Source organism: Ochrobactrum sp. XJ1 (assembly GCF_024701725.1).
Taxonomy (GTDB): Bacteria; Pseudomonadota; Alphaproteobacteria; order Rhizobiales; family Rhizobiaceae; genus Brucella; species Brucella anthropi.
This window is the reverse complement of the sequence record NZ_VDGD01000008.1, coordinates 276,685-302,774: the sequence shown is the minus strand read 5'-3', so window position 1 is coordinate 302,774 and position 26,090 is coordinate 276,685. Positions and strand designations below refer to the sequence as shown.

Sequence of the window (26,090 nt, the reverse complement as noted above, 5' to 3'; positions counted from 1 at the left end):
CTAACGCCCGCCCGGCTTGAAGTTCTGCAAGGTGCTGAGAATATCCATCGAAATGCCGACGGAAGACGTTCCGCCCAGAAGCAGGGACGCAATCGACGCCGGGCTGCTCGCCGTTGGATTGTTCATCTCATACATGGCGGTGAAGCGCGAAATGAGCTTCGACACGTAATCGGGATCGGACATCTTGGTGAAGTCGATCTTGTCCTCGATCATCTTCGCCTGCTTGTCGATATCAGCGTTGGATATGCTGGATGGCCAGCCGAAGGTCGTCTGGATCATCGACACCAGCGCCCTGTCGCCAAGGATTTCATAGGCATTGGTGATCGTCGGCGCCTTACGTGCGAAATAGAGTGCCAGCCGCACGCCTTCGTTCTGGCTTCCGGCTTCCGTTTCCAGTGTCTGGCGAAGATATTTATCCACGACACCTTGTTGGGCAGCCGTGCTCTGCGTGGCCTCCGCGCCCTTGCCTGCAAAATCGAAGACGGTCGCAAATTCCTTGTAGCGCTTGTCGGTCAGCTTGTTCGCCATGGCATCATCGCTCGTGACGCCCTCAGTCAATATCTTGCGGACAAACGCCTTGGCGAAGGCCATGTCTTCCAGACCGAACGCCTTCATCGCGTAATTATAAAGGCGGCTATCGGCCATGAAATCATCGATGGATTTCACCTTGCCGATATTTTCCTTGTAGTAGGCGGTTTCCCGCTCCACCATCGGTTCCTTCGAAACACGCTGCAACGACCGCGCCATATCCGCCGCGATCAGGCGATAGCTTGTCATCGTATCGACCATGCGCATGACCCCCTTCCGGTATTTCAATCCTTTATGAAAGACCAAGCTTGTCCGAAGCTGGCTTCCGCCCGCGCCAGTTGGCAAGCTTCGCGCAAGCCGCGATCCATAAGGTGCAATGAACGAACTTGTACGCGGGAGTCTCGAGCTTTGGGCATTATTGTCGGTCTTGTCATCACACTGGGCTGTATGCTGGGCGGCTTTATCGCCATGGGCGGACATGTCAGCGTGCTCATCCAGCCCTGGGAATTCGTCATCATTCTGGGTGCCGCGCTCGGGACCTTCTTCATCGCCAACCCTTTTTCACTCGTGAAAGACACGGGCCGCGCCTGCATGGAAGCATTCAGCAATGCCGTTCCAAAGCAGCGCGACTATCTCGACGTTCTGGGCGTGCTCTACAGCCTGATGCGCGAGCTGCGCGCCAAGTCGCGCAACGAAGTGGAAGTGCATATCGACAACCCGAAGGAATCGTCGATTTTTCAGGCCTATCCGAGCGTATTGAAGAAGGAAGACCTCACCCATTTCATCTGCGACTATTGCCGCCTCATCATCGTGGGCAATGTGCGCTCGCATGAAATCGAGGCGCTGATGGACGAGGAAATCCACACCATCGCCCGCGACAAGCTCAAGCCCTACCACGCCATGGTCAGCATTTCCGAAGCCCTTCCGGCACTCGGCATCGTTGCCGCTGTTCTCGGCGTGATCAAGGCCATGGGCGCGCTGGACCAGTCGCCGGAAGTGCTGGGCCATCTGATCGGTGCCGCCCTTGTCGGCACCTTTGCCGGCATCTTCTTCTCTTACGGCGTGGTCGGCCCGATCGCAGCCAAGATCAAATCGACCCGCGAAAAGAACAATCGCCTCTACATCGTCGTGAAGCAGACGCTTCTCGCCTATATGAACGGCTCACTGCCGCAGATCGCCGTGGAGTATGGCCGCAAGACCATCTCCGCCTATGATCGCCCGACCATCGATGTGGTCGAGCAGGAAACCATGGCGAGCGCGCCGACCCAGCAGGCAGCGTAAGATGACTACGTTGGGGCAAAACCGCAAAAGCGATGTTCTGGCCGAGAACCTGCTGCGTGCCGCAGGTCTTTCAGGCGACGACCTGAAATCGCTTGCCCATGTGTTCAAGGATGCCTCGACCCATTTCTGTGACCGGCTGAAACATGGTTGCGCTGCCGCATTCGACGTTGAAGCAGGCCAGGTGGAAAGCACTGACGATGCTGCCTTTGCCGATATTCTCGACAAGGCTGCGATCATCGCACCTTTGAAGGCCGAGCGTTGGGGCAGCACACTTTATCTCACCGCCGATGCGACGCTCGTTTTCTCCGTGATCGAAGCCATGTATGGCGCACAGGGCCATGTCGGCTCTGTCGATGAGGGCCGGCCTTTCGGCATGCTGGAACAGAAGATTTCCACTCTTCTTGCCGGTCATCTCGCCAGTTCTCTCGATCAGGTTTTTGCCGCAAACGGACAGGCGCTTTTTACCGCCGGTGAATGCACCGACACAGCCGAATTCGACCGTGAGAATTTCGAGCGCTCGCGCCTTTTCGCCTGCCGCATCGATGTTACTGCCGCAGGCAAAACCGGGCAGGTTCATCTGCTGCTGCCGCGCAGCACGCACAAGCCGATGCAGGATGCCGTGGCAGCCTTTTTGCGCCGTCCGATGAACCAGACCGATCCGAGCTGGGCGAAGAAGATGCGGCAGGAAGTCAGCCGTGCCCGCATCGAACTCGAAGCTTTCATCCAGCAGGGGTCGATGACGCTGGACGCCTTGTCGATGCTCGAAATCGGTCAGGTTCTCAAACTGCCTGTCGATGCCATGGAGCAAGTGCGCCTGCGCGCCGGCGATCAGCAGCTTTTCAAGTGCACGCTCGGCAAATCGGGCATTCATTTCACAGTCAAGGTCGGCGACCCGGTCAATCAGGAAGAGGATTTCATCGATGAGCTTGTTGCTGGCTAACGTGCTTTCCACATTGATGGCTCTTGCCTCGCTTGCTGCGCTCATCGTGGTTGGCCGCAAAGCCAACGAGACGATCAAGCTTGGCAAGCTGCTGGCGCTGCGCGTTGCAGCCGCCTCCAACGGTTTGGAGCGCGCCGTCAAGGCGATCCAGAGCGAACGCACCGACCTGACGGACGAAAACAACAAGCTCGAAGCCCGTCTTGCCGAAACGCAGCGCGTGCGCCGCGAAATGGAAGAAGCCATCGAAGAACTGAACAGGCTGCGCAAGGCCCTGACCCGCGACATCCACCATGCGCGCAACGTCGCTGACAGCTCGCCGCGCACCGAAGACAAGATCGCCACTGCCACCGAACAATCGCTCCCGAAGGAAAAGAACGCGCTGCCGGTTTTCGTGCGTCGCGCGGTTCGTAAAGCTACCGTCGAACTTGCGGGGCAGGCATGAGCGCTGACAACAAGGACAAGAACATGCAGCAGGAACTGGACGAAGCCATTGAGGAACTGCGCGAGGAGAAGCCGCGCGGCACGCAGAAGGGCGCATCCAAACCCAATCTCGAACTCATCATGGGCATCCCTGTCGATGTTCAGGTTGTTCTTGGCGGCACGACCATGCCAGTTGCCAATCTGATGAAGCTTGGGCGCGGTGCGGTTATCACCCTCGACAAGCAGATCGGCGATCCGGTCGATATCGTGGTCAATGGCCGCGTCATCGCCCGTGGCGAAGTGATCGTCCTTGAAGACGATTCCTCGCGCTTCGGTGTCAGCCTCACCGAAATCATCGGCAAGTAACGGACGTGACCATGGCCGACAATGAACAGCAAGCCCTCGCGGAAGACCTTGAAGGCGGCGCTACCGGCCTCGTCGATACGCTGACCGGCCCGCAAAAGGCGGCAGCGATCCTCGTTGCCATCGGACGCCCCGCTGCCTCACGTCTTCTGAAGCATTTCAATGCCGAGGACCTGCGCAAGCTTGCCGGTCATGCCCGTACGCTGGAACCGATTTCTCCGCTCGACTTCGAACAGCTGGTCAAGCAGTTCGAGGATTCCTTTGCCGAAGGCGCGCCAGTTTCAGAAGCCGCCCAACGGTTCGAAGGTCTCTTGCGGGAAGCTCTGCCGCAGGAAGAAGTCGATGCAGTTCTGGAAGACCGCGTTCAGCCGCAGCTCGTTCAGGAATCGGTCTGGGTGCAGCTTGGGCGCCTGCCGGTTGATAACCTGCAGGCCTATCTGACCGACCAGCATCCGCAGATCATCGCCTATATCGTGTCGAAGCTGCCATCCGACCTCGCAGCCCGACTGTTCGTCGTCCTGCCGCCTCAGCTGCGCAATGCCGTCGTGCAGCGCTCGCTTCATATTGGCAATGTGGCACCGGCGGCTGCGGAACTTCTCGAAGACGTGCTGCGGCGCGATCTTCTCGGTCGCAGCGATTCCGGTCCGGTCAAAGCGCATCACGGCCAGATCGCCAACATCTTCAACCAGCTCGACAGAAGCGAGATGGAAGAACTGATGGCGAGCCTGGAAGATCTCAACCGCGACGATCTCAACCGCATCAAGGCCAAGCTCTTCACCTTCGAAGACATCGAGCGCCTGTCGCAGCGCGCACGCCTGCTGCTCTTCGATGAAGTGCAGACGGAACAGATCGCAACCGCACTTCGTGGAGCAGACACAAGGCTTCAGGAACTCGTTCTCTCGTCGCTCTCGACCCGTGGTCGCCGCATGGTGGAAACCGAGCTTGGCGCCGAGCAGGGCAACATAACCGCGCAGAACATTGCCGATGCGCGCCGCACGATAGCCCGTATCGCCATCGATCTTTCCGAGCGCGGTATCATCACCCTCGACGCAAGCGAAGCTTCGTCCTGATCCTGTGTGACCCATGGCAGATGATGCTGACAAGGAAAGCAAAACAGAAGAAGCCACCGAGCAGAAGATCCGCGACGCCTTGGAAAAGGGCAATATGCCCTTCTCCCGCGAAACGCCGATCCTCGCCGGTATCGCTTCCTTTCTGATTATCGCGGTCTTTGTCGCAGGGCCTGCCACCACGAAGCTCGCCGTCTTCCTGCGCGAACTAATCGACCGCCCCGAGGACTGGCTCCTCAACAGCGCCGAAGATGCAAGCCGCCTGTTCGGCGTGCTGGCGCTGGCAGTCGGTGCAGCCCTGGTGCCGGTGTTCATCATCATTCCGCTTGCCGGTATTGCAGCCTCCGCATTCCAGAATGCGCCGCGCTTCGTTGGCGAACGCATCCGCCCGCAGGCATCCCGCATATCTCCGCTTAAAGGCTGGCAGCGGATTTTCGGGCGCGCCGGTCAGGTGGAATTCCTCAAATCGCTGGCGAAATTTCTGGCGGCAAGTGTCATCGTCTTTGTCGTCTTCTTCAACGGCAACAGTCTTTTCACAGACGCAGTCGCTTCCGACCCGAGCGCCTTGCCGGAATTTCTGCGTGAGAACATGGTGCGCCTGCTCGTCGCCAATGTTCTGGCCATTACCGCAATTGCGGCATTCGACCTTGCCTGGTCACGCATTCACTGGCGGCAGGAACTGCGCATGACGCGACAGGAAGTCAAAGACGAACTGAAGCAGTCGGAAGGCGACCCGCTGGTCAAATCGCGCCTGCGTTCGCTTGGCCGCGACCGTGCGCGCCGCCGCATGATCAACACCGTTCCGACGGCAACGCTGATCGTCGCAAATCCGACTCATTTTTCCGTAGCACTGCGCTACAAGCCCGATCAGGATGCAGCCCCGATCGTTGTAGCAAAGGGACAGGATCTCATAGCACTGAAAATAAGAGAGATTGCAGCGCAGCATTCCATCCCGATATTCGAGGACGTTCCGCTGGCGCGCGCGCTCTATAAACAGGTCAATGTCGACCAGATGATCGCGCCCGAATTCTACAAGGCTGTTGCCGAGCTTATCCGGGTGATCAATGCACGGCACGCGATACATTGATGAATAGCCATGATTTTTATATATTTCAGAACAGTGACAGCCTGTTCCCCCAGATCGGCGGTGAAACCATGAAGAGCCTGCAATTCTCGAACGAGCGCGAGGCGATTATTGCCCAGAACCTGGTTGAGGTCGCAACCGATCTTCGTCTGGTCGATCCGGCGGATTACATTGCTTTCATACGCTGCGAGCTTTTTGCCAATATCGCCGATATCGTCAGTTCCGCTACCGAGCTTTATTTCTTTCCCGGCACGCTGGAACTCGGCCATGGCGGCGAATATCTCTGCGACTGGCAGTCGGCTCCAGCCATCGTGCTCGACATGGAATTCCGCAATCAGGGCGTCTATGCCTATTTCCGCCTGACGCTGACCGACAAGACTGCCGGAGTAGAGCTGAACCATATCGCCTTCGAAGATGCGGATGAAGACCCGGCCAAAAATACGGCGAGGCTTGCCAACGCATTCGACGCCGCCCGTCTGCCGCTCAGAAAAAGAGCCTGAAGCATTTCCAGCAAAAGTGCAGAGCGGTTTGCGCGAGGCAGATGTGGCGAGAAGAATAAACAAACACCGGATGTCTCAGCATCCGGTGTCGTTATAATCAGGTCTTTATACTGCGGCTGAACTACACCAGATGGTGAACTTCCGGCATTTCGATGATGCCGAGCGACAGCGCCGTCGCGACAGCCGACGTGCGGTTGGAACAGTTGAGTTTGATCTTCGCATTCTGGAGATAGGTAACGACGGTCCAGCGCGCGATACTCAGGATTTCCGCAATCTCTCCATCCGTCTTGCCGTTCGCGGCCCAACGCAGGCAGTCGACTTCACGCGGGGTGAGAAGGCTTGCGACCGTCGCAACATCCTTGCAGCCGCACAGGGCTGAATGAATGATCCCGGACAGGCTCAGCAGGCGCGGGCGAAGCTTGGCCACAAATTGCTCGCGATCCTCGTCGGGGCTCATCTCGAACATGAACAAGGTGCATCCCACAGCACCTTTCTGGCTCCGGGCTGACACGGCGACGAAGATGTTGCCCAGTCCGTGCTTTTCCGCATCCTGCAGCAGTTCAGCAATGGACGGGCACTCATTGGCATCTTCCTGAAGATCGCGAACAATACCGCTGGCATCATTCTGGAAATAGGGCGCGTCTTCCTGAAAGATCGGATCGATGACGAAATAATTCTTGGTGGAATAACGCGCAGTCCAGGAGGTCGGCACGGTCATCACGACTGTCAGATCGGAAGAAGTAGTTTTCGTGCAGTCACCCATGCGCCCACGATAGGTATGCATGATGTGGCGGCAACCGATCTCATCGCGAATTCGCGTCAGGAGAGCAAGGGTGTCGCTTTGGAAGGCCGTTCCAAAGAAGGTCTTCTTGAAATTCGGAAAATGAATGAGATCGAGTGTCATTTTTACAATATCCTTGGTACGCAAGTCCGAGGGTTACTTTGTTACCGCCTCTGAAATATCAGCGAATCGTGTCCCTAGAACTTTTCAATCGTTTATAAGTGACATAAAAAATGTAGTCTCTGGCAACCCGCAATTAATGGATTGCAATCCTTTACACACAAGAACAGTGCGTAAATTATGGCCCTCAAGCAAAATTTATAGATTGAGCCAAAAATAAAATTTTCTAAATCGATTTGTAAAAATCAACTGTTCTCTTTTTGAACACTTCGCTGCTCCGTGCCATAGGCACGGTAGAAAAAGTCGATGGCGAGCTCAACGTTTTTACGAATCGTTTCCACCGATGGCGGTTCCGGCAAAACGCCAAACAGGCGAGGCCGATAGAGGCCAGACAGGAACAAATCAGAGAGCTGATAGGCCATTTTCTCGGGATCGAAAGGCTCCAGTTCGCCATTCTTAATCATATCATCGAGATACTCGGCCATGAGAACGAGGCTGCGCTTCGGTCCGCGCTCGTAGAAGCGGGCTGCAAGCTCGGGCTTGCGCTCGCTGACACCCAGAACAATGCGCTGCGCGCGCACTGCCGTCGGTGAGGTTATCAGCGTGACCAGCGCCACGCCGAAGTCGGTCAACTGCTGGCGCGAATTAAAACCCTTGTCGAGTTTTTCGATCAGTTCACGAAACATTGTATCGCGGTAATGCTCGCATAGTGCGACGAACAGATCTTCCTTGCTGTTGAAGTAAACGTAGATCGTTCCCTTCGACACACCAGCCTCGCGCGTGATGTCGTTCATGCTGGCTGCGTCGAACCCCATGCGCAGGAACACATCCTGAGCGCCTTCAAGGATTTGGCGGCGTTTTGCAGGGTCCTGGCCGGCGCCGAGCCGTGTGCGACCGCATTCCGTTTCGGAGCAGGACGATTTGCTGTTTCCGGGTCGGCCGACACCTTTTTCATCATGCCGGTTCCGGTCATGCATCATCGTATCCGGTGTTCCTTTGGTGTTGCGATCAGGCTTCATTCTTCGAGACTCTTAACTTTTTTCGAACCAAGCGGTTCGATATCCTCTTGATATGCGCATCTTATTGATCTATGTCAACATCGAACCGAGCGGTTCAATCCGAAGGATGTGCAGAAAGTTTCCCCTATGTCCGCCCCGAAGTCCGTTGATAAGGCCGATATTCATCCGTTCCCCAACGCCAAGAACTTCGCCTCGGCAACCCAGCCAGCGACAAGTGAGGCGCCTCTGAACGAGAGATCGCAGCCCCATACCGTACCGACCCCGCAGGAAGCCGCCCCTAAGGAAACTGCCAAAGAACCTGCAAAGAAAAAGGGCTTCGGTAAACGTGTCCTTCTTCCCGGCATTCTGACGGTCGCGGTCGCCGGAGGCCTCTGGTTTGCCTATGACTGGTGGACAGTTGGACGTTTCATGGTTTCAACCGACGACGCTTATGTGCAGGGCGATATTGCGTCCATCGCGCCGAAGGTTACGGGTTATATCGAAAATATCCCGGTGGTCGCGAACCAGCAGGTCAAGGCTGGCGACGTCATCTTCCAGCTTGATGCTGGTGATTACCAGATCGCGCTTGACGAAGCAGAAGCCAAGCTGGCGACCCAGAAGCAGACGCTCATCCGCATCAAGGCGGAGACCGATGCCGCGCAGGCTGTTCTTTTGCAGGCCAATGCCGACAAGCAGGCCGCAACAGCAGTCCTGACCAATGCTCAGAACACGATTGCGCGCGTGCAGAAGCTGCACGAAACGCGTTTCGTCGCGCAGGCTGATCTCGATACCGCCCAGTCCTCGCTGGACCAGGCACGCGCCAAGGTCGCTGGCGGCGATGCGCAGATCGCTTCCGCCAAGGCCAATATCGAAGTGCTCAACGCTCAATATAGCGAAGCCGACAGCACGATGAAATCGCTGGAACTCGCCCGCGATAAAGCCGCGCGTGATCTTTCCTTCACGTCACTGCGCGCGCCGTTCGACGGTGTGATCGGTAATCTTGCTGGCAAGAAGGGTGATCTCGTTTCGCCGGGCCAGAAAATTGCAGCACTTGTTCCGGTCAATGAGCTTTATATCGACGCGAACTTCAAGGAAACGCAGCTCGCAAAGATCAGGACCGGTGAAACCGCGCATATCTATGTCGATGCAATCGACGGCACGAAATTCGACGGCAAGGTCGCGTCCATCGCCCCGGCTTCGGGTGCAGTGTTCTCGCTGCTGCCGCCGGAAAATGCGACCGGTAACTTCACCAAGATCGTGCAGCGCGTTCCTGTTCGCATCATGATCCCGAAGGAAGCGTTGGAATCCGGCAAGATTCGCGCGGGCCTGAGTGTCGTGGTTGATATCGATACGCGCACGGCACCCGACGAAAAAGCCGACTGATCGAAATCGGCAGATCCTATTGAAGTAACACATGGCGGCGCGGCGAAACGGATTTCGCGCCGCCTTTCTCTTCCATTCCGGAGTGCGCCGTCATGGCCGCAGATACGACAATGGGGCCAGTAGCCCCGGCGGATGACCGCATCGACCCGAAGAAGGCCGTCGCCTTTCTGGCCATGGTGTTCGGCATGTTCATGGCGATCCTGGACATCCAGATCGTCTCGGCATCGCTTGCTGAAATTCAGGCGGGTCTGAGTGCCAGTTCCGACGAAATATCCTGGGTTCAGACATCCTACCTGATTGCCGAAGTCATCATGATTCCGCTGTCGGGCTTCCTCGGACGCCTGATGTCGACGCGCGTTCTCTTCACCCTTTCAGCGGCAGGCTTTACCCTCGCAAGTATGCTCTGTGCGACAGCGACGAACATCGAGCAGATGATCGTCTACCGCGCCATTCAGGGCTTCATCGGCGGCGGCATGATCCCCAGCGTGTTCGCGGCTGCCTTCACCATCTTCCCGCCTTCCAAGCGCTCGATCGTCTCGCCGATGATTGGCCTTGTGGCAACGCTTGCGCCCACCATCGGCCCGACGGTAGGCGGCTATCTGAGCCACGCCTTCTCCTGGCACTGGCTGTTTCTGGTCAATGTCGGTCCCGGCATTCTGGTCACCATCGCCGCATGGAACCTCATCGACTTCGACGAAGGCGACAGTTCGCTCCTCAGCAAGTTCGACTGGTGGGGCCTAGCCGGCATGGCAGCTTTCCTCGGCTCGATGGAATATGTGCTTGAAGAAGGCCCGCGTAACGACTGGCTGCAGGATGAAGCCATCTTCATTCTGACCGGCGTCATGATCATCGGTGGTATTCTCTTCTTCTTCCGGGCCTTCACGGCTGAAGAACCCATTGTGGACTTGCGCGCCTTCAAGAACGTCAACTTTGCCTTTGGCTCACTGTTTTCGTTCGTGATGGGCGTCGGCCTCTATGGTCTTACCTATCTTTATCCACTCTATCTCAGCAGCATACGCGGCTACGATGCCCTGATGATTGGGGAAGCGCTGTTCGTCAGCGGCCTTGCCATGTTCTTCACCGCGCCATTGGCAGGCTTCCTGTCAAACCGCATGGACCCGCGTCTGATGATGATGATCGGCTTCCTCGGCTTTGCGGCAGGCACATGGATGGTGACCGGCCTCACTGCAGACTGGGATTTCTACGAACTGCTGCTACCGCAGATCCTGCGCGGTTGTTCACTGATGCTTTGCATGGTGCCGATCAACAATCTGGCGCTGGGCACGCTCCCGCCTGCCCTGCTGAAAAATGCGTCGGGTCTTTTCAACCTGACCCGTAATCTGGGTGGCGCTGTTGGCCTTGCCGTGATCAACACGATTCTGACCCGTCGCGGTGACATGCACTATGAGCGTCTGGCGGAGCATGTTCGCTGGGGCAATGCCGAAGCGGAGAAAATGATCGCCAGTCTGACAGCCAAATACAATGCGGCTGGCATGGACGGCGCAACAATCGCCATTGCCAAGCTTTCCGGCATTGTGCGCCAGCAGGCTACCCTGCTCTCCTTCATCGATGTGTTCTTCATTCTCACGATGATGTTCTGCTCGCTTGCTGTCTGCGCCGTTATGCTGCGCAAACCGAAGCAGGTCGCCGGTGGTGGTGGAGGGCATTAAACCTTCCACCTCACAACTTCATACGAAACCCGCAAAGGTTCATTCAACTTTCGGAAGTTTTCGTTTATCCCCGATATCCGACATTGATGCCGCGCTGGGACAAACCCTTGTCGCGCAGGGAAAAGCCTCTCGCAGAATTGTGACAGCGGTGAATTTGCTGTCACATTTCCTGTCATAAAAATGCTGCTCCCGCTAACGGATGAATTGCTAAGTCCCTGAAAACGTGTTTCACTTTCCACCGCTGACAGTTTGTGACAATCCATAAACTGTCATCCAACCGTCATGTAGGGCGGGTATCGGGAATGCGCGAGCACCGGAATCGACCGGGGGCGTTCGCCGGACCTTAAACAGGGGAGTCAAACAATGCTTGCTTACACAGCGCGTCTGCTGTCGCTTTCGACGGCAATCGCCGTTGCCGGGGTTTCCATCGCCGCTGCTGAACCGTCAGCCGAACTGATCGCCGCTGCCAAGGCAGAAGGCGAACTGACCACCATCGCACTCCCGCATGACTGGTGCGGCTATGGCGAAATCATCAAGAGCTTCAAGGACAAGTACGGCCTCAAGGTCAACGAACTGAACCCGGACGCCGGTTCGGGCGATGAAATCGAAGCCATCAAGGCCAACAAGGACAACAAGGGCCCGCAGGCTCCTGACGTCATCGACGTCGGCTTCGCCTTCGGCGCATCGGCCAAGAAGGACGGCCTCATCCAGCCTTACAAGGTTGCAACATGGGACGAAATTCCGGACAGCGCCAAGGATGCTGAAGGCTACTGGTACGGCGATTATTACGGCGTTCTGGCCTTCGAAGTGAACAAGGACATCGTCAAGGACATCCCGCAGGATTGGGAAGACCTTCTCAAGAGCGACTATGCCAACTCCGTTGCGCTTGCAGGCGATCCGCGCGTTTCCGCACAGGCCATCCTCGGCGTTCATGCCGCCGGTATCGCCCGTGGCGGTGAACCGGGCGAAGCCGCAGGCAAGAAGGGCCTTGAATTCTACAAGGAACTGAATGCCAACGGCAACTTCGTTCCGGTCATCGGCAAGGCTGCCTCGCTGGCACAGGGTTCCACCCCGATCGTCGTCCGTTGGGACTATAACGCTCTCGCCGATCGCGACACGCTCAAGGGCAACCCGGAAATCGAAACCGTCATTCCGAAGTCGGGCGTCATCGCTGGCGTGTATGTTCAGGCAATCAGCGCCTACGCACCGCATCCGAACGCTGCGAAGCTGTGGATGGAACACATCTATTCGGATGAAGGCCAGCTCGGCTATCTGAAGGGCTACTGCCACCCGATCCGCTTCAATGCAATGGCGAAGGCTGGCAAGATCCCGCAGGAACTGCTCGACAAGCTGCCACCGGCAGAAGCCTATGAAAAGGCTATCTTCCCGACCCTGGAACAGATTGAGGCCGCACAGACCACGATCACCAAGGAATGGGACAGCGTCGTGGGCGCAAACGTCCAGTAAGGACCTGTAAGCGCCAAGTACACACTTGTCGCATCGAACACATATCGCGTCGGCCTTAGAGCGCATCCCGAAAAGTGTGAAACGGTTTTCGGAAAAGATGCGCGGTGCAGAACAAAAGTTGAGATACATTGATCTGGTTTATTCAGATCGGCGTATCTCAACGGTCGGCGCGATATCAAAGCGGCTTTCATCTGAGCCGCCGGTCCTCTTTTCCAAACAGCGTCACGCTCCTTGGCAAACAGGATGCGCAGTTCAAAAAGAATGCTAGCTATTTCCGGCAGGGCGAATGACAGCCTGCCGATCGCAAAAAATAAAAACAAAAGTCGGAACGGTTCTGTCAGTTCCGTTCTGGCGGGAACCGGTCTAAAGAAAGAACGTATGAGTTCAATAGCCGAAACATCAGCCCCCAGCGGAGTGCGCAAGCGCCGACTTCCGTTGTCATGGCTTGGCGTGACACCGTTTTTCATCTTCGCCATTTTGTTCCTGATCTGGCCGACGATGTATCTCATCATCGGTGCATTTCAGGACCCGGCCGGAAACTTCACGCTCCAGAACATCCACGATCTGTTCCAGCCGCAAATCATGAGCGCCTACTGGGTATCGATCAAGGTCAGTCTCGCATCGGCCATTGGCGGCGCGATCATCGGCTTCTTTCTGGCCTGGGCAGTCGTTCTCGGCAACCTGCCTTCGTGGCTGCGTCCGACGGTACTAACCTTTTCAGGCGTAGCATCGAACTTTGCAGGCGTGCCGCTTGCCTTCGCCTTTCTGGCGACACTGGGGCGAACCGGCTTTGTGACGATCCTGCTCAGGGAGTGGTTCGGTTTCAATCTCTATTCGACAGGTTTCAACCTGCTCTCCTTCTTCGGCCTGACGCTGACCTATCTGTTCTTCCAGATACCGCTGATGGTGCTGATCCTGACACCCGCGCTCGACGGCCTGAAAAAGGAATGGCGGGAGGCCTCATCCATTCTGGGTGCAACCACCGCGCAATACTGGCGCATGGTGGCCTTCCCGATCCTGTGGCCGAGCCTGCTCGGCACGACGCTTTTGCTGTTCGCCAATGCCTTCGGGGCGATTGCGACGGCCTACGCTCTGACGGGCTCCTCGCTCAACATCGTGCCGATCCTGCTCTATGCCCAGATCCGCGGCGACGTTCTGCATAACCAGAACCTCGGCTACGCGCTGGCACTTGGCATGATCGTCATTACGGGTGTTTCGAACCTCATCTATATCTGGCTGCGCATTCGCGCCGAGAGGTGGCAGCGATGAAAAAGAAAGGCATTAATGCCCAGAAGATTGGGGCCTGGATCGCCTTCCTGATCGGCGCAATCTACTTCCTCGTCCCACTGATTGGCACGTTCGAATTCTCGCTGCGTATGCGGCGCGGCGAATATTCCTTCGATGCCTATCGGGTCGTGTTCTCCGATCCGAACTTCCAAGCAACCTTTGGCTATTCGATTCTGCTTGGCTTGCTCACCATCGTTTTCGGTGTTCTGCTGGTGGTGCCTACGGCCTATTGGGTGCGCCTGCGCCTGCCGCAACTGCGCCCGGTGATGGAATTCATCACGCTGATGCCATTGGTCATTCCGGCCATCGTCATCGTGTTCGGTTACTTGCGCATCTACAACTCGTCGTCGTGGCTGCCGTTCACTGCATCCACCCGCGCGACCGACCTGCTCCTGATGTTCGGCTATATGACGCTGTCGCTGCCCTATATGTATCGCGCTGTCGACACAGCGATGCGCACGATTGATGTTCGCACGCTGACCGAAGCAGCCCAAAGCCTCGGCGCGGGCTGGGGCCGCATCATGTTCAAGGTGATTTTCCCGAACGTCATCTCCGGCGTGATGAGCGGTGCTTTCATCACATTCGCCATCGTCATCGGTGAATTCACGCTGGCTTCGCTTCTGAACCGTCCGGCCTTCGGTCCCTACCTGCAGCTGGTCGGCGCAAACCGCGCCTACGAACCGTCAGCGCTGGCGATCATTTCGTTCGGCATCACGTGGCTCAGCATCATCATGCTGCAGCTCGTCTCGCGCCTCAATAAATTCAAGACAACCGCCGGGTAACATTCATGGCTTTTCTCAACATCAAAAACCTGAAAAAGAGCTTCGGCGCCAATACCGTCGTCCACGATTTCAACCTCGCCGTGAAAAAGGGCGAATTCGTTTCTTTCCTCGGTCCATCGGGCTGCGGCAAGACAACCGTTCTTCGCATGATCGCCGGTTTCGAAGCGCCCGATAACGGTGCCATCGAAATCGACGGCAAGGATGTAGTCGATCTCAAGCCCAACCAGCGCAATATCGGCATGGTGTTTCAGGCCTATGCGCTCTTTCCGAATATGACGGTGGCGCAGAATGTTTCGTTCGGCCTGCGCGTTGCCGGAAAGCCGAAGGCGGAAATCGACGCCACCGTGCAGGAGATGCTCGGCCTCATCCGTCTCGATCATCTGGCGGATCGTTATCCCTATCAGATGTCCGGTGGCCAGCAGCAGCGCGTGGCACTGGCCCGCGCGCTTGCCACCAAGCCGCAGGTTCTTCTGCTCGACGAGCCGCTATCGGCACTGGATGCGAAAATCCGTATATCCTTGCGCGAAGAAATCCGTGCCATCCAGCAGAAGCTTGGCATTACCACCGTCTTCGTCACCCACGATCAGGAAGAAGCGCTGTCGATTTCCGACCGCATCGTGGTCATGCACGAAGGCCGCGCCGACCAGATCGGCTCGCCTTTCGACATCTATAACCGCCCTGCCTCACGCTTCGTGGCATCTTTCGTCGGCACACTCAACATGCTGGAAGCCTCGGTTAGCGAACCCGGCAAGAACAGCATCGAACTCGACGGCCGCACCATCACCGTGCAGGAAAAGCTCGACCATCATCCGAAGGGCAAGCCTGTCACACTGGCCCTGCGCCCGGAAGCTGTCAGCCTCGAAGCACGCAAGAGCCACGATACCTCGCTGGACGCGACCATCGAGGACGTGCACTTCCTCGGCTCTGTCATCCGCACGCGTGTGGCGCTTGGCAAGAATCGCCTGTCGTTCGACACGTTCAACGACCCGACCCAGCCTCCGCCGCAGCGCGGCGACAAGGTGACAGTGCATTTCGCCTCGCATGATCTGCTCGTGCTGGCAGATTAGAGCGCATCCCGAAAAGTGTGAAACGGTTTTCGGAAAAGATGCGCGTAAAAACAAATGATTAGAGCGCCGATCTGATCCAATCAGATCGAAACGCGCTCTAAAATAAAAAAGCCGCCCGATGGGCGGCTTTTTTGTTTGTCACGTGCGCGACGGGCTGATGAAATTTCGGTTCATGACGTGCCGAAAATGGTGGCTTTCGAGAACCGGAGCGCAGCGTACATAAGTGCGTGAACCGGATCGCAGAAAGACGCCATTTGCAGGCGGGTGAGGGACCGAAAGATATCAGCCCCAGGGACCGTGGAAATCACCATCCTTATCGATACGCTTGAAGCCGTGCGAACCGAAGAAGTCGCGCTGGCCCTGAATGAGATTGGCCGTGCCGAGCGCCTGCGTGAAGCTGTCGAAATAGCTGAGCGCTGAGCCGAGTGCTGGCAGGGGCAGGCCAGCGAGTGCCGCCTTGGCGACGATCTGGCGCAGGCCCTTGGAAGCCTTGCTCATGCGCTCCACAAAAGCAGGTGCCAGCAGCAGGTTGCGGCTTTCGCTGTCTTCGAAGGCATGGGCGATATCGTCCAGAAGCTGCGAACGAATGATGCAGCCTGCGCGCCAGATGCGCGCCGTTTCGGCAAGCGGAATGTTCCAGCCATGCTCTTGCGAGGCGGCTTCCATCACCGCAAACCCTTGAGCATAGGCAGCAATCTTGCCAGCAAGCAGGCCCTGCTCCAGATCGGCTAGGAATTTTGCCTGATCGGAAATGTCGAGGCTGCGCGAACCCGGCTTATAGGCTTTCGCGGCAAGCTCACGCGTGGCCTTCAACGAGGACAGCGAGCGCGCGGCAACAGCGGCTTCGATTGCCGTTGCCGGAACGCCAAGCATCTGCGCTTCGATGGCCGCCCAGCGGCCCGTGCCCTTCTGACCGGCTTCATCGAGGATCATGTCGACCATCGCCTTGCCGGTTTCCGGATCGGTCGCCTTCAGCACCTTGGCGGTGATTTCGATCAGATAGGAGTTGAGCGGGCCTTCATTCCACTTCTCGAACACATCACCGATGGCCGGAGCCGAAAGCCCGAGGCCGTCCCGCAGGATGCCGTAGATTTCGGCGATCATCTGCATGTCGGCATATTCGATACCATTGTGGATTGTCTTGACGAAATGACCAGCGCCATCCGGGCCGACCAACGCGCAGCAGGGCTCGCCCTTATATTTGGCGGCGGCAGCAAGCAGGATCGGTGCGATGCGCTCATAGGCTTCCTCGGTGCCGCCGACCATCATCGACGGGCCATGGCGTGCGCCTTCCGCACCGCCGGAAACGCCCATGCCGACAAAGGTCGGGTCGTTGGGGCCAAGTGCCTTCAGACGGCGCACCGTATCGCGGTAATCGGAATTACCGGCGTCGATCATGATATCGCCCTTCTCAAGATAAGCCTTGAGGCGGGTGGTTTCGGCATCCACGGGAGCGCCTGCCTTGATGAGGAAGATGATGGGACGCGGCTTGCGGATATTGGCAGCCAGATCCTCGAAAGTGGGGCAAGGGATGATCTTGTCGCGCAGCGGGCCAGCCTTTTCCATGAAGGCTTTGAGCACAGGCTCATCACGGTCATAGACGGCTACCGTGTAGCCTTTCTCGGCTATGTTCAGCGCCAGGTTGGAGCCCATGACGCCAAGGCCGACCATTCCGATATCTGCTTTTTCCATTTTGTGCCCTTCAGAAATGCAACCGACCGGCCGTCGTCTAGACACATGCAGAACATCGAACGCCGACAAGCCGAACCGATAAGAATAGGCTGCAGCCGGATTTCGGCAGCAGCGCATGTCAATCTGTATCCTATTGTGGGATGATCTAGGGCATATGACGCAAAGTTGATAGACCTCCCATGACGAAAATCACCGGTTTTGCCCGTGGAAGCGTCTGGTTAAATCGGTTAGCTCACCCCAAAAACCTGTATTTCGCGCACTTCACACCCGTTCCAGCTTGCGATGCGGCAGCGGCGGCAATTCGACAATTATCGCGTCATCCGCCTTCACCGTGCCGCCTGCAAGAACGACGGTCATGATGCCGGACTTGCGAACAAGTTCGCCATCGGGCGTGCGATCCAGCACAGCATCGAGAAGCCCGGCCTGGAAATTCTCTATCTGGGAGCAAGGGTTGCGCAGGCCCGTTGTTTCCAGAACGACCTCGTCGCCAATTCGGATCAAAGCGCCCTGCGGCAGCCCCAGAAGATCAACGCCGCGCGTGGTGACATTCTCGCCAAGATCTGCGGGCGCGACATCAAAACCCTTTTCCGCAAGCTCGTCGAAAAGCTCGGCATGAATGAGATGCACCTGCCGCAGATTGGGTTGCGTCGGGTCGGCCCGCACGCGTGAACGATGCTTCACCGTCACGCCTTGATGCGCGTCGCCTTCGACGCCGAGTCCTGTGACGATGCGGATTTCCGGCACAACCTGCTTTGAAAAACGATGCTCGCCATCCCGCGCCACAGCCACGACAAATCCACGCATCACGTCCACCTCCCCTGACAGGATAAACAAACTTCGTTAGCCGCATTACATGGGTTATATAGCACCTGTATGAAGCTGTGGGGCAAGCACGTGAATCGCGACAAGCAGGTAAAAACGGATTTCCGCTGGGGCATTTGGGGCACAGGCACGATAGCCACCGCCTTTGCTGCCGATATTCAGGCAAGTACCGGAATGCGCGTTACCGCAGTCTGCTCGCGAGCATCAGAGACCGCCGAAACATTCCGGCGACGTATCGGCGCCGACAAGGCGTTTGGCGATTCAGGTGAATTTCTTTCCGACGCCGATATCGATGCCGTCTATATTGCTACCCCGAGTGCCATGCATGTGCTGCAGGCCATGCAGGCAATCGCAACGGGCAAGCCCTGCCTGATCGAAAAGCCGCTCTCGCTGGATGCTGCTGGCGCGCGGCAGATCGAAGCTGCGGCAAAAGCAAAAAACGTCTTCGCCATGGAAGCCATGTGGAGCCGTTTTCTGCCAGCTATCCGCGCTACCAAACAGCATATCGATAATGGTCGCATCGGCACTGTGACGCGCATCGAAGCCGATCTTTCCTATATCCGTGCCTACGACCCGCAAAGCCGCTTCTTCAGCCCGGACCTTGGCGGCGGCGCAGCATTCGATCTGGGTGTGTATCCGGTTTCGCTTGCATTGTATTTTCTCGGTCTGCCGGATCATGTCGATGGTCGCTGGCAGCGCGCCAAAAGCGGCGTGGACATGCGCACCGAGTTCCAGCTTGGCTGGCAGGGTGCCACGGCCAGCCTCTCCTGCGGCTTCGACCGCGACGGCGACAATCGCATGCTGATCGAGGGAACCAAGGGCACGATCCTGATCCACGCGCCGTTTCTGAAAGCCCAGAGGCTGACCCTGTTTTCAGCCTTTGCTGCGCGGTCGTCGCTCGGGCCGAATGGCGGCAAAGGCCTTGTCGGCAAGGTTATGAACCGTCTGCCCCTGCCGGGCCGCACAATCGAAACTCATGCCTTTTCCGGCAACGGGCTGCAGTTTCAGGCCGAAGCGGTCCGCGATGCGGTGCGAAGCGGCCAAATCTCCAATGCGATCATGCCACTCGACCAGAGTGCAGCCGTTGCCGATATCGTCCGCAAGGTGCTAGCTAGAGCATGATTCCGAAAAGTGGGAACCGGTTTTCGGATAAAATCATGCTCAAACAAAAGTTTAGAGCGGGATAACGATTCAACTTAAAAACATCACGCTCTAAAGGCTAGAAGCTGCTTCTCATCCTGTAAGGCTGTGCATTTTCGCCAGCATTGTTCAAGGCAAGCGCGATTTCAGTGATATGCAGCGCCACATCACCGGAAAAGAATGCCTTATCGCCGGTTTGGATAGCCCGAGCCTGATCGGCAATACCGCGCACGAAATCGATCTGCGAAGGATACATCGGCAGCGACCGCTTGTCGGCCTTCGGATAGGAGAGCTTTTGACCGACGGTCGGTTTCCATGACAGGAACTTGCCGGTGCGCATTTCCAGAATACCGAACAGGCGCGCCAGAAAACGGCGTTTTTCTTCCGTGCGCTCAAGACGGACAGCCGAGCGATTATCCCAGAGATCATCCACCACAATCGAGCCCTTGTCGGCAACGATTGTCAGGCTGCGATCCTTCGGCATCGCAAGCCCGGATGTGAGGCGTGCCACCAACCCCGACCTGAAAACAAGACAGCCGACCGAAAAATCGGGCGCCATATGCAGATGTTCAGTCCCCGGCCCCTTGTTGGGAAAGGTTATGGCGGAGAATGCCGAAACGCTCTCGACCGGGCCGAACAGCGACACCAGCCAAGACAGCGCATAGCCTGCGTGTTCCAGCGTACAACCGATCTCGAACTCGTGCAGGCCCGGCCATGGCGCACCAGACTGCGAACGCCAGGTCGACCATTTGTCACGAAACACCGGGCCGTCTTCCATTTCGGCATAAACCAGCCGCGGCATGCCGATCCCGTTGATCACGCTTGCTACCAGACGATAGGCCTCACTGAGGCCGTTTGCCGGGGCTGCCGCCAACGTGAGGCCGGATTGCCGTGCAAAAGCGACCAGCGCTTCCGCATCCTCAAAATTCATGGCCAGCGGCTTTTCGGAATAGACATGTTTTCCGGCGGAAAGCACTGCATGCGAGATTTCAAAATGGCTTTCAGGTGTTGTCAGATTGACGACGATCTGCACGTCTGGATCGGCCAGCACGGCCTCGAAACTTTCATAGGCGCTAACTGAATAGTGCGCGCAGAACGCTTTCAGTCGTTCAGGCGACCGATCATAGACCCCGCGCAGCTTCAGCTCGGGATAATTGCGCAGCGTGGTCATGTAATAGTCGGCAACAAACCCGGTCCCGACGATTGCGATATTCATGAATTGGCTCCGGCTAAAAGCATTTCCAGCAAAAGTGCGAAGCGGCTTTGCGTTGGATAATGCGTATAAACAAAGAGATAGAGCGGTTCTACGATCCTGTTTTAACTGGAACCGCTCTATCGTTTGGGAATGATAATTTTCGCGGTCAGTCTGAGGCCGAATATCGCAAAGACGAGCGTAAGCCAGACCGGGTCCATGCGGCGAAAGAAGAAGCTTTCCAGCATGGCGTTCAACGTTCCGAAGAAGACGATCATCAGGAAGAAATCGGCAAGCAACAGATTTTCGCGCACCGGACGGCACCGCAGATAATTGATCAGCGGCATGACGATGATGACCAAGATGGCGCAGATCAGCGCCGGAATCCCCATCGATACTGCAATATCAAGATAGCCATTATGTCCATGCACGATGCCGCGCACATCCCAATCCAGATAGTAGGGGTTCGCCGCCTCTTTCACGATTGGCGTGCCCCAGAAGCTTTCATAGCCGAAACCGGTCCAAGGGCGATAGGAAAGCGCCTCAACGGCAAAGGCCCAGATGGAAGTGCGTCCGGTGAAGGTCGGATCAACATCAAGCTGCAGAACGAGCTGGTGCATCGGCTCGAAAAGAACCGTGCCGAAGGTGAACAGCGCAAGCAGAAACTGGATCGTGAAAACTGCCACCGGCGCAAGAAAACGGAGACCAAAAATGCCGGGGCCGATCACGAGCAGCATGGCGAGCGGCACCAGTGCCGCAGTGGTTTTCGATCCGGTCTGCGAAACGAAAAACAATGCAGAAACCGCAATCAGAAAACCGCTTACGCGCCAGCCGCGCCGCCACAGATAGACACCGGCAAAGGCAAAAGCGGCCATGACCGGTCCGGCAATATTTTTGTGCGTGAAGACACCGCGCCAGAGATAGGCGTTTTGCGGCTCCAGAGCGTCGGCGCCGTGTGTCCCGAGATTTGGCAGGAGGAGGACGCCCGCATAGGAAATGACAATCACAACCGAAGCCACCGCGACCAACATCGACGAATAGGCATCGCCATCCTGCGGCAGGCTCAAAACAGCGATGACGGTCAGAATGCCGATCATCGTCAAAAGCACGCCGCGTATGGCGGTTGACGGATCGGGGCTTGCGAAAACCGATGCGAACAGGAAGGCGAACATCAACAGCCATCCGGGGCTGACGATTTTGACCACTTTTTTCGGGTCGGCAAACATCGCAAGCGACAGAAGCGCCACCGCGCCGAGGCAACCGAAACCAAGCTGATTGATGACGTCGCCGCCGCCCGATGCGGCACCATCGGCTGCGGCACTCAGCGGATTGAACGGACGGAATGAAATCAGCAGGATGCAGAACGTTATCGTGGCGATAACAAGCGCAATCGTACGGATCGTCGCCCGCATATCGGTTTGCGCTGCAACGTCGGAGCGGGTGTCAGTTCTTGTCCGGGTTGCGATACTGCTCATTCAGATATCCAAAATGGGCCATGACCCGGCCCAACCCGATATGGATGAAATAGGTCCCGACCGGCACGAAGCGCGCCGCGAATCCGCGCCGCAGCGCCTTGATCGGAGAATAACCCAGAAGTGCAACGCTTTTCAAAAAGACGCGGACCTGACCGAAAGGCTCGTCCTTGCGCTGGCGCTGTTCGATCAGTGTCGACAGAACGCCGTTGCGCAAGCCACGCGCCGTGATCCAGTCACTCTCCAGCCGCCGCGCCGGAATGGTTTCACGGACAATGCCTTCATTGCACCAGGCGATATTAAAGCCCTTGGCCCGTGAACGATTGATGAAATCTGAATCGCCGCCGCCGGTGAAGTTGAACTTCAGGTCCATGAACGGATAGCCAATGGCTTCCAGAACCGGACGCGCAATGAGCAGATTACCGGATGAATAGATGATCGGAACCGGGCCGGTCTTGTTGTAATGCGGCAGGAAGACAGGATGTCGCGCCCATTTTTCCGCGCCCGGCTTTTCAAAGATCGGATATTGCGGGCCCCCGACGAGGCTGGCGTTATAACGCTCGGCAGTGGCTACCATGTTTTCGATCCAGGCCGGATCAGCCAGTTCATCGTCATCGATGACGATGACATATTTGAAGTTCGGAAAGTAGGTCATCGCCGTCAGCCAGCCCGCATTATATGCGTTGCAGTTGCCGCGATGGGATTCGACAATCAGCATGCCGGTATATTTTCCGGCCTCGAACTGAGGCGCCGCAACCTTGGCGCCTTCCTGGTCCTCCGCCTCGTTCTCGATCACCACGACCGCGAAGCGGCGGCTCGTGACCTGAGCATTCAGCGTATCCAGCGTCCGGATGACATGCTCCGGACGGCGGAACGTCGGCAGCGTTACCACCACCTCGACTTCATCGAAACGAAGCCCAGGAGTTTTAGCAATTACTTGTATATGACTAGGTAAATCAGACATAAACGCTACCGGATATTTCGAACTTCTATATTTGTTTATCCGCCACTATTGAAAAACATTTAAAGAAAAGTTCACCGCAGGACTATAAACACTGGCCAAAACTATCATAGAGCATACCGACCCGAAATGTTAAGGGTTTTAAGATGAATAATGCATTAGGAAAAGCTTGAGCGCGCACCATTATTTTTAATGCTGCCAGCGCGAAAATGATTGTTCAGGAGTTGAATTGCCGTCCCCTCACCTTGTTTTCGTGACATCGATTGTTCCGCACGGAGTACCGACCACCGGCTATGAAGTGGCAAACGCCGCCGTGGTCGACGGCTTGCGTCGTTCGGGAGCAAAGGTGACCGTTCTTGGCTTCACATGGCCGGGCGTGAAAGCCGATGCCGCGGATACTGTCGTTCTGGGCGAAGTCGAAGTACGGACCGAAGGCGCGGGTATCAAGCGCAAGATCGGCTGGGTGCTGAAATCCTTCCTGACCGGCCTCACGGTTTCCTCGGCGAAGCTGCGGGTGATACCAGCTGAGACACTGCGCGCGGCCATCGCCAAGATCGGCCCGTTCGATGCCTATGTGCTGAACGGCGTGACCTTGCCCGGTGCATTTGAAGACATCTTCAAGGACAAGCCCTCGCTGTTCGTGGCGCATAATGTGGAGTATCGCTCTGCGGAAGAAAACGCCGCCGACGCAGGAAGTTTCATCCAGAAATTCCTGTTCAGTCGCGAAGCCCATATTCTGAAGGGATTGGAAAGCCGTCTCATCGGGGATGCCCGCTTCGTCTTCACTTTTGCCGAGGATGACGGCCCGGCGCTCGGCCTCGGCCCTGATCGGTTTGCGACAATGCCGCTCGTCACGCCGGGCGGGACGCAGGCCGCGCAGCAACGCCCGATGAAATACGACCTTGCCCTGATCGGCACATGGACTTGGCACCCGAACCGCATCGGGCTCGAATGGTTCCTGCGCGAGGTAAAGCCGCATCTTCCAGACGATATTTCCATCGCGATTGCAGGCAACACGCCCGCCGATCTGATTGCTACATGGTCGGGTGTGAGGTCCGGCGTCGACTTCTTGGGCAAGGTGCCGGACGCGACTGAATTTGTCGAAAGCGGCGCGCTTGTACCGCTCATCAGCCGTGCGGGAACCGGCGTGCAGCTCAAGACCATCGAGACATTCGAACTGGGCATGCCAAGTGTCGCGACATCACATTCCGTGCGCGGTATCGGCAATATTCCGGCCAATTGCACCATTGCCGACAACCCGAAGGCATTCGCTGCGGCAATCGTCGAGCGCATTGAAAAGATAAGGTTGGGGGATCGCCAGAGACTGGACGGCAAAGCCTTTACAGGGTCACAAATCGAAGGCATGGACCGCGCAGTTGCCAGAGGTCTGCAAGCACTTCATGGCGAAGAGAAAAATACGGACCAGGCATGATGCATACCGAAAATGTCACTTACCGGAATATCCTTGGCGTGAAGGTCGCCTGTTTCGACTGGGCCGGCGCCTTTGCCTTTTTCGAGAACCGCATCAATGAAGGCCGGTTCATGAAACAGGGGTGGCTCAATGCCAACAATTCCAACATTACAGATACCGACCCAGCTTACCGCACTGCATTGCAGGATTTCCTGATCCTGCCCGACGGTGTGGGCGTCGATATTGCAAGCAAGGTCGCCTATGGCAGCAAGTTCCCCGCCAATCTCAACGGAACGGACTTCATTCCGGGGCTTTTGCAGCATATGAAACGCCCGCTGAAGGTTGCACTTCTCGGTGGCGGTCCGGGCGTTGCCGCCGATACCGCGCAGCTCTTCATGCAGCAGATACCGCACCATGAATATCGCGTCATTTCCGACGGCTTCTTCAAGCCCGCCGATCTCGACGGCATTCTCGGTCAGCTCAAGGAATTTCATCCCGATATCCTGCTCGTCGCCATGGGCGTTCCGCGCCAGGAACTCTTCATCGACAAGCATATCACGGCGGAGCATTGCACGGTGGCGAGTGCGGTCGGCGCCTTGTTCGATCTGCATACAGGTCGTGTGCAACGCGCCCCGCATTGGGTGCGCAAGATCCAGATGGAATGGGTGCACCGGCTGCTACAGGAACCGCGACGGCTCGCAAAACGTTATCTCATCGGCAATCCCGTATTTCTGTGGCGCGTTGCCAAAGGCTGGATGAAGGGAGAGCCCCGGTGAAAACCGCAATCGTCACAGCCAGTTGGGATCAGGATTTCGAGCGCTGCAAGCTGCTTTGTGAAACCATAGACAAATATGTCAGCGGTTTCACGAAGCACTATATCCTTGTCGACAGCAAGGACGTTGCCCTGTTCCGCAAACTCGAAAGCACACAACGCGTCATCATCGATGAACGCGATCTGCTGCCCTCATGGCTCCACGCCTTCTGGGACCCGACCTATCTGTGGCGCAGGCGCGTTTGGCTCTCACTCAGAACCAAGCCGCTGCGCGGCTGGCATGTGCAACAGCTGCGCCGCATCGCACTTGCCGGTGCCGTGGAGGAAGATGGATTTCTCTATACGGATTCCGACACGGCTTTTCTGCGTCCCTTCGATTGCGGCACACTCTGGCACCACGAAAAGCTCCGGCTTTTCGTGCGCCCCAATGCGCTTGCAAATCCGGAATGGCCGGAGCATCCGGTCTGGGCGGCTAATGCGGCAAAGCTGCTCGGCATCAGGAAAGGGAAAAGCGGGCTGAACGACTATATCGGCCAGCTGGTCTCATGGCGGCGCGATAGCGTGATTTCCATGTGCGAAAGGATCGAAGCTCATACCGGACAACATTGGGTGGCAGCCCTTGGCAACATACGTCGTTTCTCCGAGTGCTTCATCTATGGTCGCTATGTCGATGACGTCCTGCACGGCTCCGGTCATTACAGTGACACCCATGATCTGTGTCGGATGCAATGGTTCGCACCACCGCCGAGCGAAGAGGAATTCCGTACCTTCATCGCGGAAATGGAACCGCATCAGGTCGCCATAGGCATGCAGTCCTTCCTCGGCCTTTCGGTCGACGACATTCGACGGATCATCGGAGCCTAGAGCATAATCCGACCGGAGTGAAACGA

Annotated in this window: 25 protein-coding genes; 17 read left to right on the top strand and 8 right to left on the bottom strand. The window is 57.0% G+C overall.

The genetic code is table 11. The features are described from left to right. The gene (locus tag FG152_RS16600; protein WP_010660723.1) at positions 1-789 is read right to left on the bottom strand and encodes a DUF1217 domain-containing protein; all 789 of its coding nucleotides are present in this window, start codon (positions 787-789) and stop codon (positions 1-3) included. 147 nt (positions 790-936) lie between these two features. On the opposite strand from FG152_RS16600, the gene motA reads away from it, so the two are divergent. The 7 genes from motA to FG152_RS16565 all read left to right on the top strand — a co-directional run bounded on the left by motA (position 937) and on the right by FG152_RS16565 (position 6,183). Continuing rightward, positions 937-1,809 (top strand): flagellar motor stator protein MotA, encoded by an 873-nt coding sequence (motA, locus tag FG152_RS16595; RefSeq protein WP_010660722.1) that lies wholly within the window; start codon positions 937-939, stop codon positions 1,807-1,809. Between the two features lies 1 nt (position 1,810). Beyond that, a complete protein-coding gene (locus FG152_RS16590; RefSeq protein ID WP_029376181.1) occupies positions 1,811-2,749 on the top strand; it encodes a FliM/FliN family flagellar motor switch protein in 939 nt (312 codons plus the stop codon). Then, on the top strand, positions 2,730-3,191 hold the full coding sequence (locus tag FG152_RS16585; protein ID WP_010660720.1) for a BAB2_0123 family type IV secretion system effector: 462 nt from the start codon (positions 2,730-2,732) through the stop codon (positions 3,189-3,191). The genes FG152_RS16590 and FG152_RS16585 overlap by 20 nt, the downstream gene beginning before the upstream one ends. Continuing rightward, positions 3,188-3,535: a flagellar motor switch protein FliN gene (fliN, locus tag FG152_RS16580; RefSeq protein WP_012093523.1), complete on the top strand. Its 348-nt coding sequence runs from the start codon at positions 3,188-3,190 to the stop codon at positions 3,533-3,535. The genes FG152_RS16585 and fliN overlap by 4 nt, the downstream gene beginning before the upstream one ends. Positions 3,536-3,546: 11 nt before the next feature. Continuing rightward, a complete protein-coding gene (locus tag FG152_RS16575; protein WP_010660718.1) occupies positions 3,547-4,602 on the top strand; it encodes a flagellar motor switch protein FliG in 1,056 nt (351 codons plus the stop codon). 13 nt (positions 4,603-4,615) lie between these two features. Next, complete coding sequence (gene flhB, locus FG152_RS16570; RefSeq protein ID WP_010660717.1) at positions 4,616-5,686, top strand: flagellar biosynthesis protein FlhB; 1,071 nt, start codon at positions 4,616-4,618, stop codon at positions 5,684-5,686. A gap of 68 nt (positions 5,687-5,754) precedes the next feature. Continuing rightward, complete coding sequence (locus FG152_RS16565) at positions 5,755-6,183, top strand: BspJ family T4SS effector nucleomodulin (protein ID WP_012093524.1); 429 nt, start codon at positions 5,755-5,757, stop codon at positions 6,181-6,183. A gap of 121 nt (positions 6,184-6,304) precedes the next feature. Here FG152_RS16565 and FG152_RS16560 read toward each other — a convergent pair whose 3' ends face one another. Together FG152_RS16560 and FG152_RS16555 are read right to left on the bottom strand one after the other, a co-directional pair. Further along, positions 6,305-7,087 carry a helix-turn-helix transcriptional regulator gene (locus FG152_RS16560; protein WP_010660715.1) on the bottom strand — a complete coding sequence of 261 codons (783 nt, stop codon included), beginning with the start codon at positions 7,085-7,087 and terminating at the stop codon, positions 6,305-6,307. 242 nt (positions 7,088-7,329) lie between these two features. Further along, on the bottom strand, positions 7,330-8,103 hold the full coding sequence (locus FG152_RS16555) for a TetR/AcrR family transcriptional regulator (RefSeq protein ID WP_010660714.1): 774 nt from the start codon (positions 8,101-8,103) through the stop codon (positions 7,330-7,332). A gap of 126 nt (positions 8,104-8,229) precedes the next feature. Here FG152_RS16555 and FG152_RS16550 point away from each other — a divergent pair, with 126 nt between their 5' ends. From FG152_RS16550 to FG152_RS16525, 6 genes are all read left to right on the top strand, one after another. Next, entirely contained in the window at positions 8,230-9,465 is a 1,236-nt protein-coding gene (locus tag FG152_RS16550; RefSeq protein ID WP_010660713.1) for an HlyD family secretion protein, read from the top strand. A gap of 92 nt (positions 9,466-9,557) precedes the next feature. Then, positions 9,558-11,135, top strand: a complete 1,578-nt coding sequence (locus FG152_RS16545; protein ID WP_010660712.1) for a DHA2 family efflux MFS transporter permease subunit — start codon at positions 9,558-9,560, stop codon at positions 11,133-11,135. Positions 11,136-11,498: 363 nt separating this feature from the next. Beyond that, complete coding sequence (locus FG152_RS16540; RefSeq protein ID WP_010660711.1) at positions 11,499-12,602, top strand: ABC transporter substrate-binding protein; 1,104 nt, start codon at positions 11,499-11,501, stop codon at positions 12,600-12,602. 378 nt (positions 12,603-12,980) lie between these two features. Beyond that, positions 12,981-13,871, top strand: a complete 891-nt coding sequence (locus FG152_RS16535; RefSeq protein WP_010660709.1) for an ABC transporter permease — start codon at positions 12,981-12,983, stop codon at positions 13,869-13,871. After that, positions 13,868-14,671 carry an ABC transporter permease gene (locus FG152_RS16530; RefSeq protein WP_010660708.1) on the top strand — a complete coding sequence of 268 codons (804 nt, stop codon included), beginning with the start codon at positions 13,868-13,870 and terminating at the stop codon, positions 14,669-14,671. The genes FG152_RS16535 and FG152_RS16530 overlap by 4 nt, the downstream gene beginning before the upstream one ends. 5 nt (positions 14,672-14,676) lie before the next feature. Then, entirely contained in the window at positions 14,677-15,738 is a 1,062-nt protein-coding gene (locus FG152_RS16525; protein ID WP_010660707.1) for an ABC transporter ATP-binding protein, read from the top strand. 282 nt (positions 15,739-16,020) lie between these two features. Here FG152_RS16525 and gnd read toward each other — a convergent pair whose 3' ends face one another. Beyond that, positions 16,021-17,430, bottom strand: coding sequence for an NADP-dependent phosphogluconate dehydrogenase (gnd, locus tag FG152_RS16520; protein ID WP_010660706.1), 1,410 nt, complete (start codon positions 17,428-17,430; stop codon positions 16,021-16,023). Between the two features lie 261 nt (positions 17,431-17,691). Further along, positions 17,692-18,234 (bottom strand): MOSC domain-containing protein, encoded by a 543-nt coding sequence (locus tag FG152_RS16515; RefSeq protein ID WP_010660705.1) that lies wholly within the window; start codon positions 18,232-18,234, stop codon positions 17,692-17,694. A gap of 90 nt (positions 18,235-18,324) precedes the next feature. On the opposite strand from FG152_RS16515, the gene FG152_RS16510 reads away from it, so the two are divergent. Next, positions 18,325-19,374, top strand: a complete 1,050-nt coding sequence (locus FG152_RS16510; protein ID WP_010660704.1) for a Gfo/Idh/MocA family protein — start codon at positions 18,325-18,327, stop codon at positions 19,372-19,374. A 97-nt stretch (positions 19,375-19,471) separates the two neighbouring features. On the opposite strand, the gene FG152_RS16505 is transcribed toward FG152_RS16510, so the two are convergent. From FG152_RS16505 to FG152_RS16495, 3 genes are all read right to left on the bottom strand, one after another. Next, positions 19,472-20,608 carry a Gfo/Idh/MocA family protein gene (locus FG152_RS16505; protein ID WP_010660703.1) on the bottom strand — a complete coding sequence of 379 codons (1,137 nt, stop codon included), beginning with the start codon at positions 20,606-20,608 and terminating at the stop codon, positions 19,472-19,474. A 116-nt stretch (positions 20,609-20,724) separates the two neighbouring features. Beyond that, positions 20,725-22,059 (bottom strand): O-antigen ligase family protein, encoded by a 1,335-nt coding sequence (locus FG152_RS16500; protein WP_029376179.1) that lies wholly within the window; start codon positions 22,057-22,059, stop codon positions 20,725-20,727. Next, positions 22,028-23,020, bottom strand: a complete 993-nt coding sequence (locus FG152_RS16495) for a glycosyltransferase family 2 protein (protein WP_010660701.1) — start codon at positions 23,018-23,020, stop codon at positions 22,028-22,030. The genes FG152_RS16500 and FG152_RS16495 overlap by 32 nt, the downstream gene beginning before the upstream one ends. A gap of 226 nt (positions 23,021-23,246) precedes the next feature. Between FG152_RS16495 and FG152_RS16490 the strand changes: the two genes are divergently transcribed. From FG152_RS16490 to FG152_RS16480, 3 genes are read left to right on the top strand one after another with little or no spacing between them, the layout of a single operon-like run. Continuing rightward, a complete protein-coding gene (locus tag FG152_RS16490; protein ID WP_010660700.1) occupies positions 23,247-24,449 on the top strand; it encodes a glycosyltransferase family 4 protein in 1,203 nt (400 codons plus the stop codon). Then, entirely contained in the window at positions 24,446-25,204 is a 759-nt protein-coding gene (locus FG152_RS16485) for a WecB/TagA/CpsF family glycosyltransferase (protein WP_010660699.1), read from the top strand. Before FG152_RS16490 ends, FG152_RS16485 begins: the two co-directional genes overlap by 4 nt. Continuing rightward, entirely contained in the window at positions 25,201-26,064 is an 864-nt protein-coding gene (locus tag FG152_RS16480) for a DUF6492 family protein (RefSeq protein WP_012093535.1), read from the top strand. The genes FG152_RS16485 and FG152_RS16480 overlap by 4 nt, the downstream gene beginning before the upstream one ends. Positions 26,065-26,090: the final 26 nt, after the last annotated feature.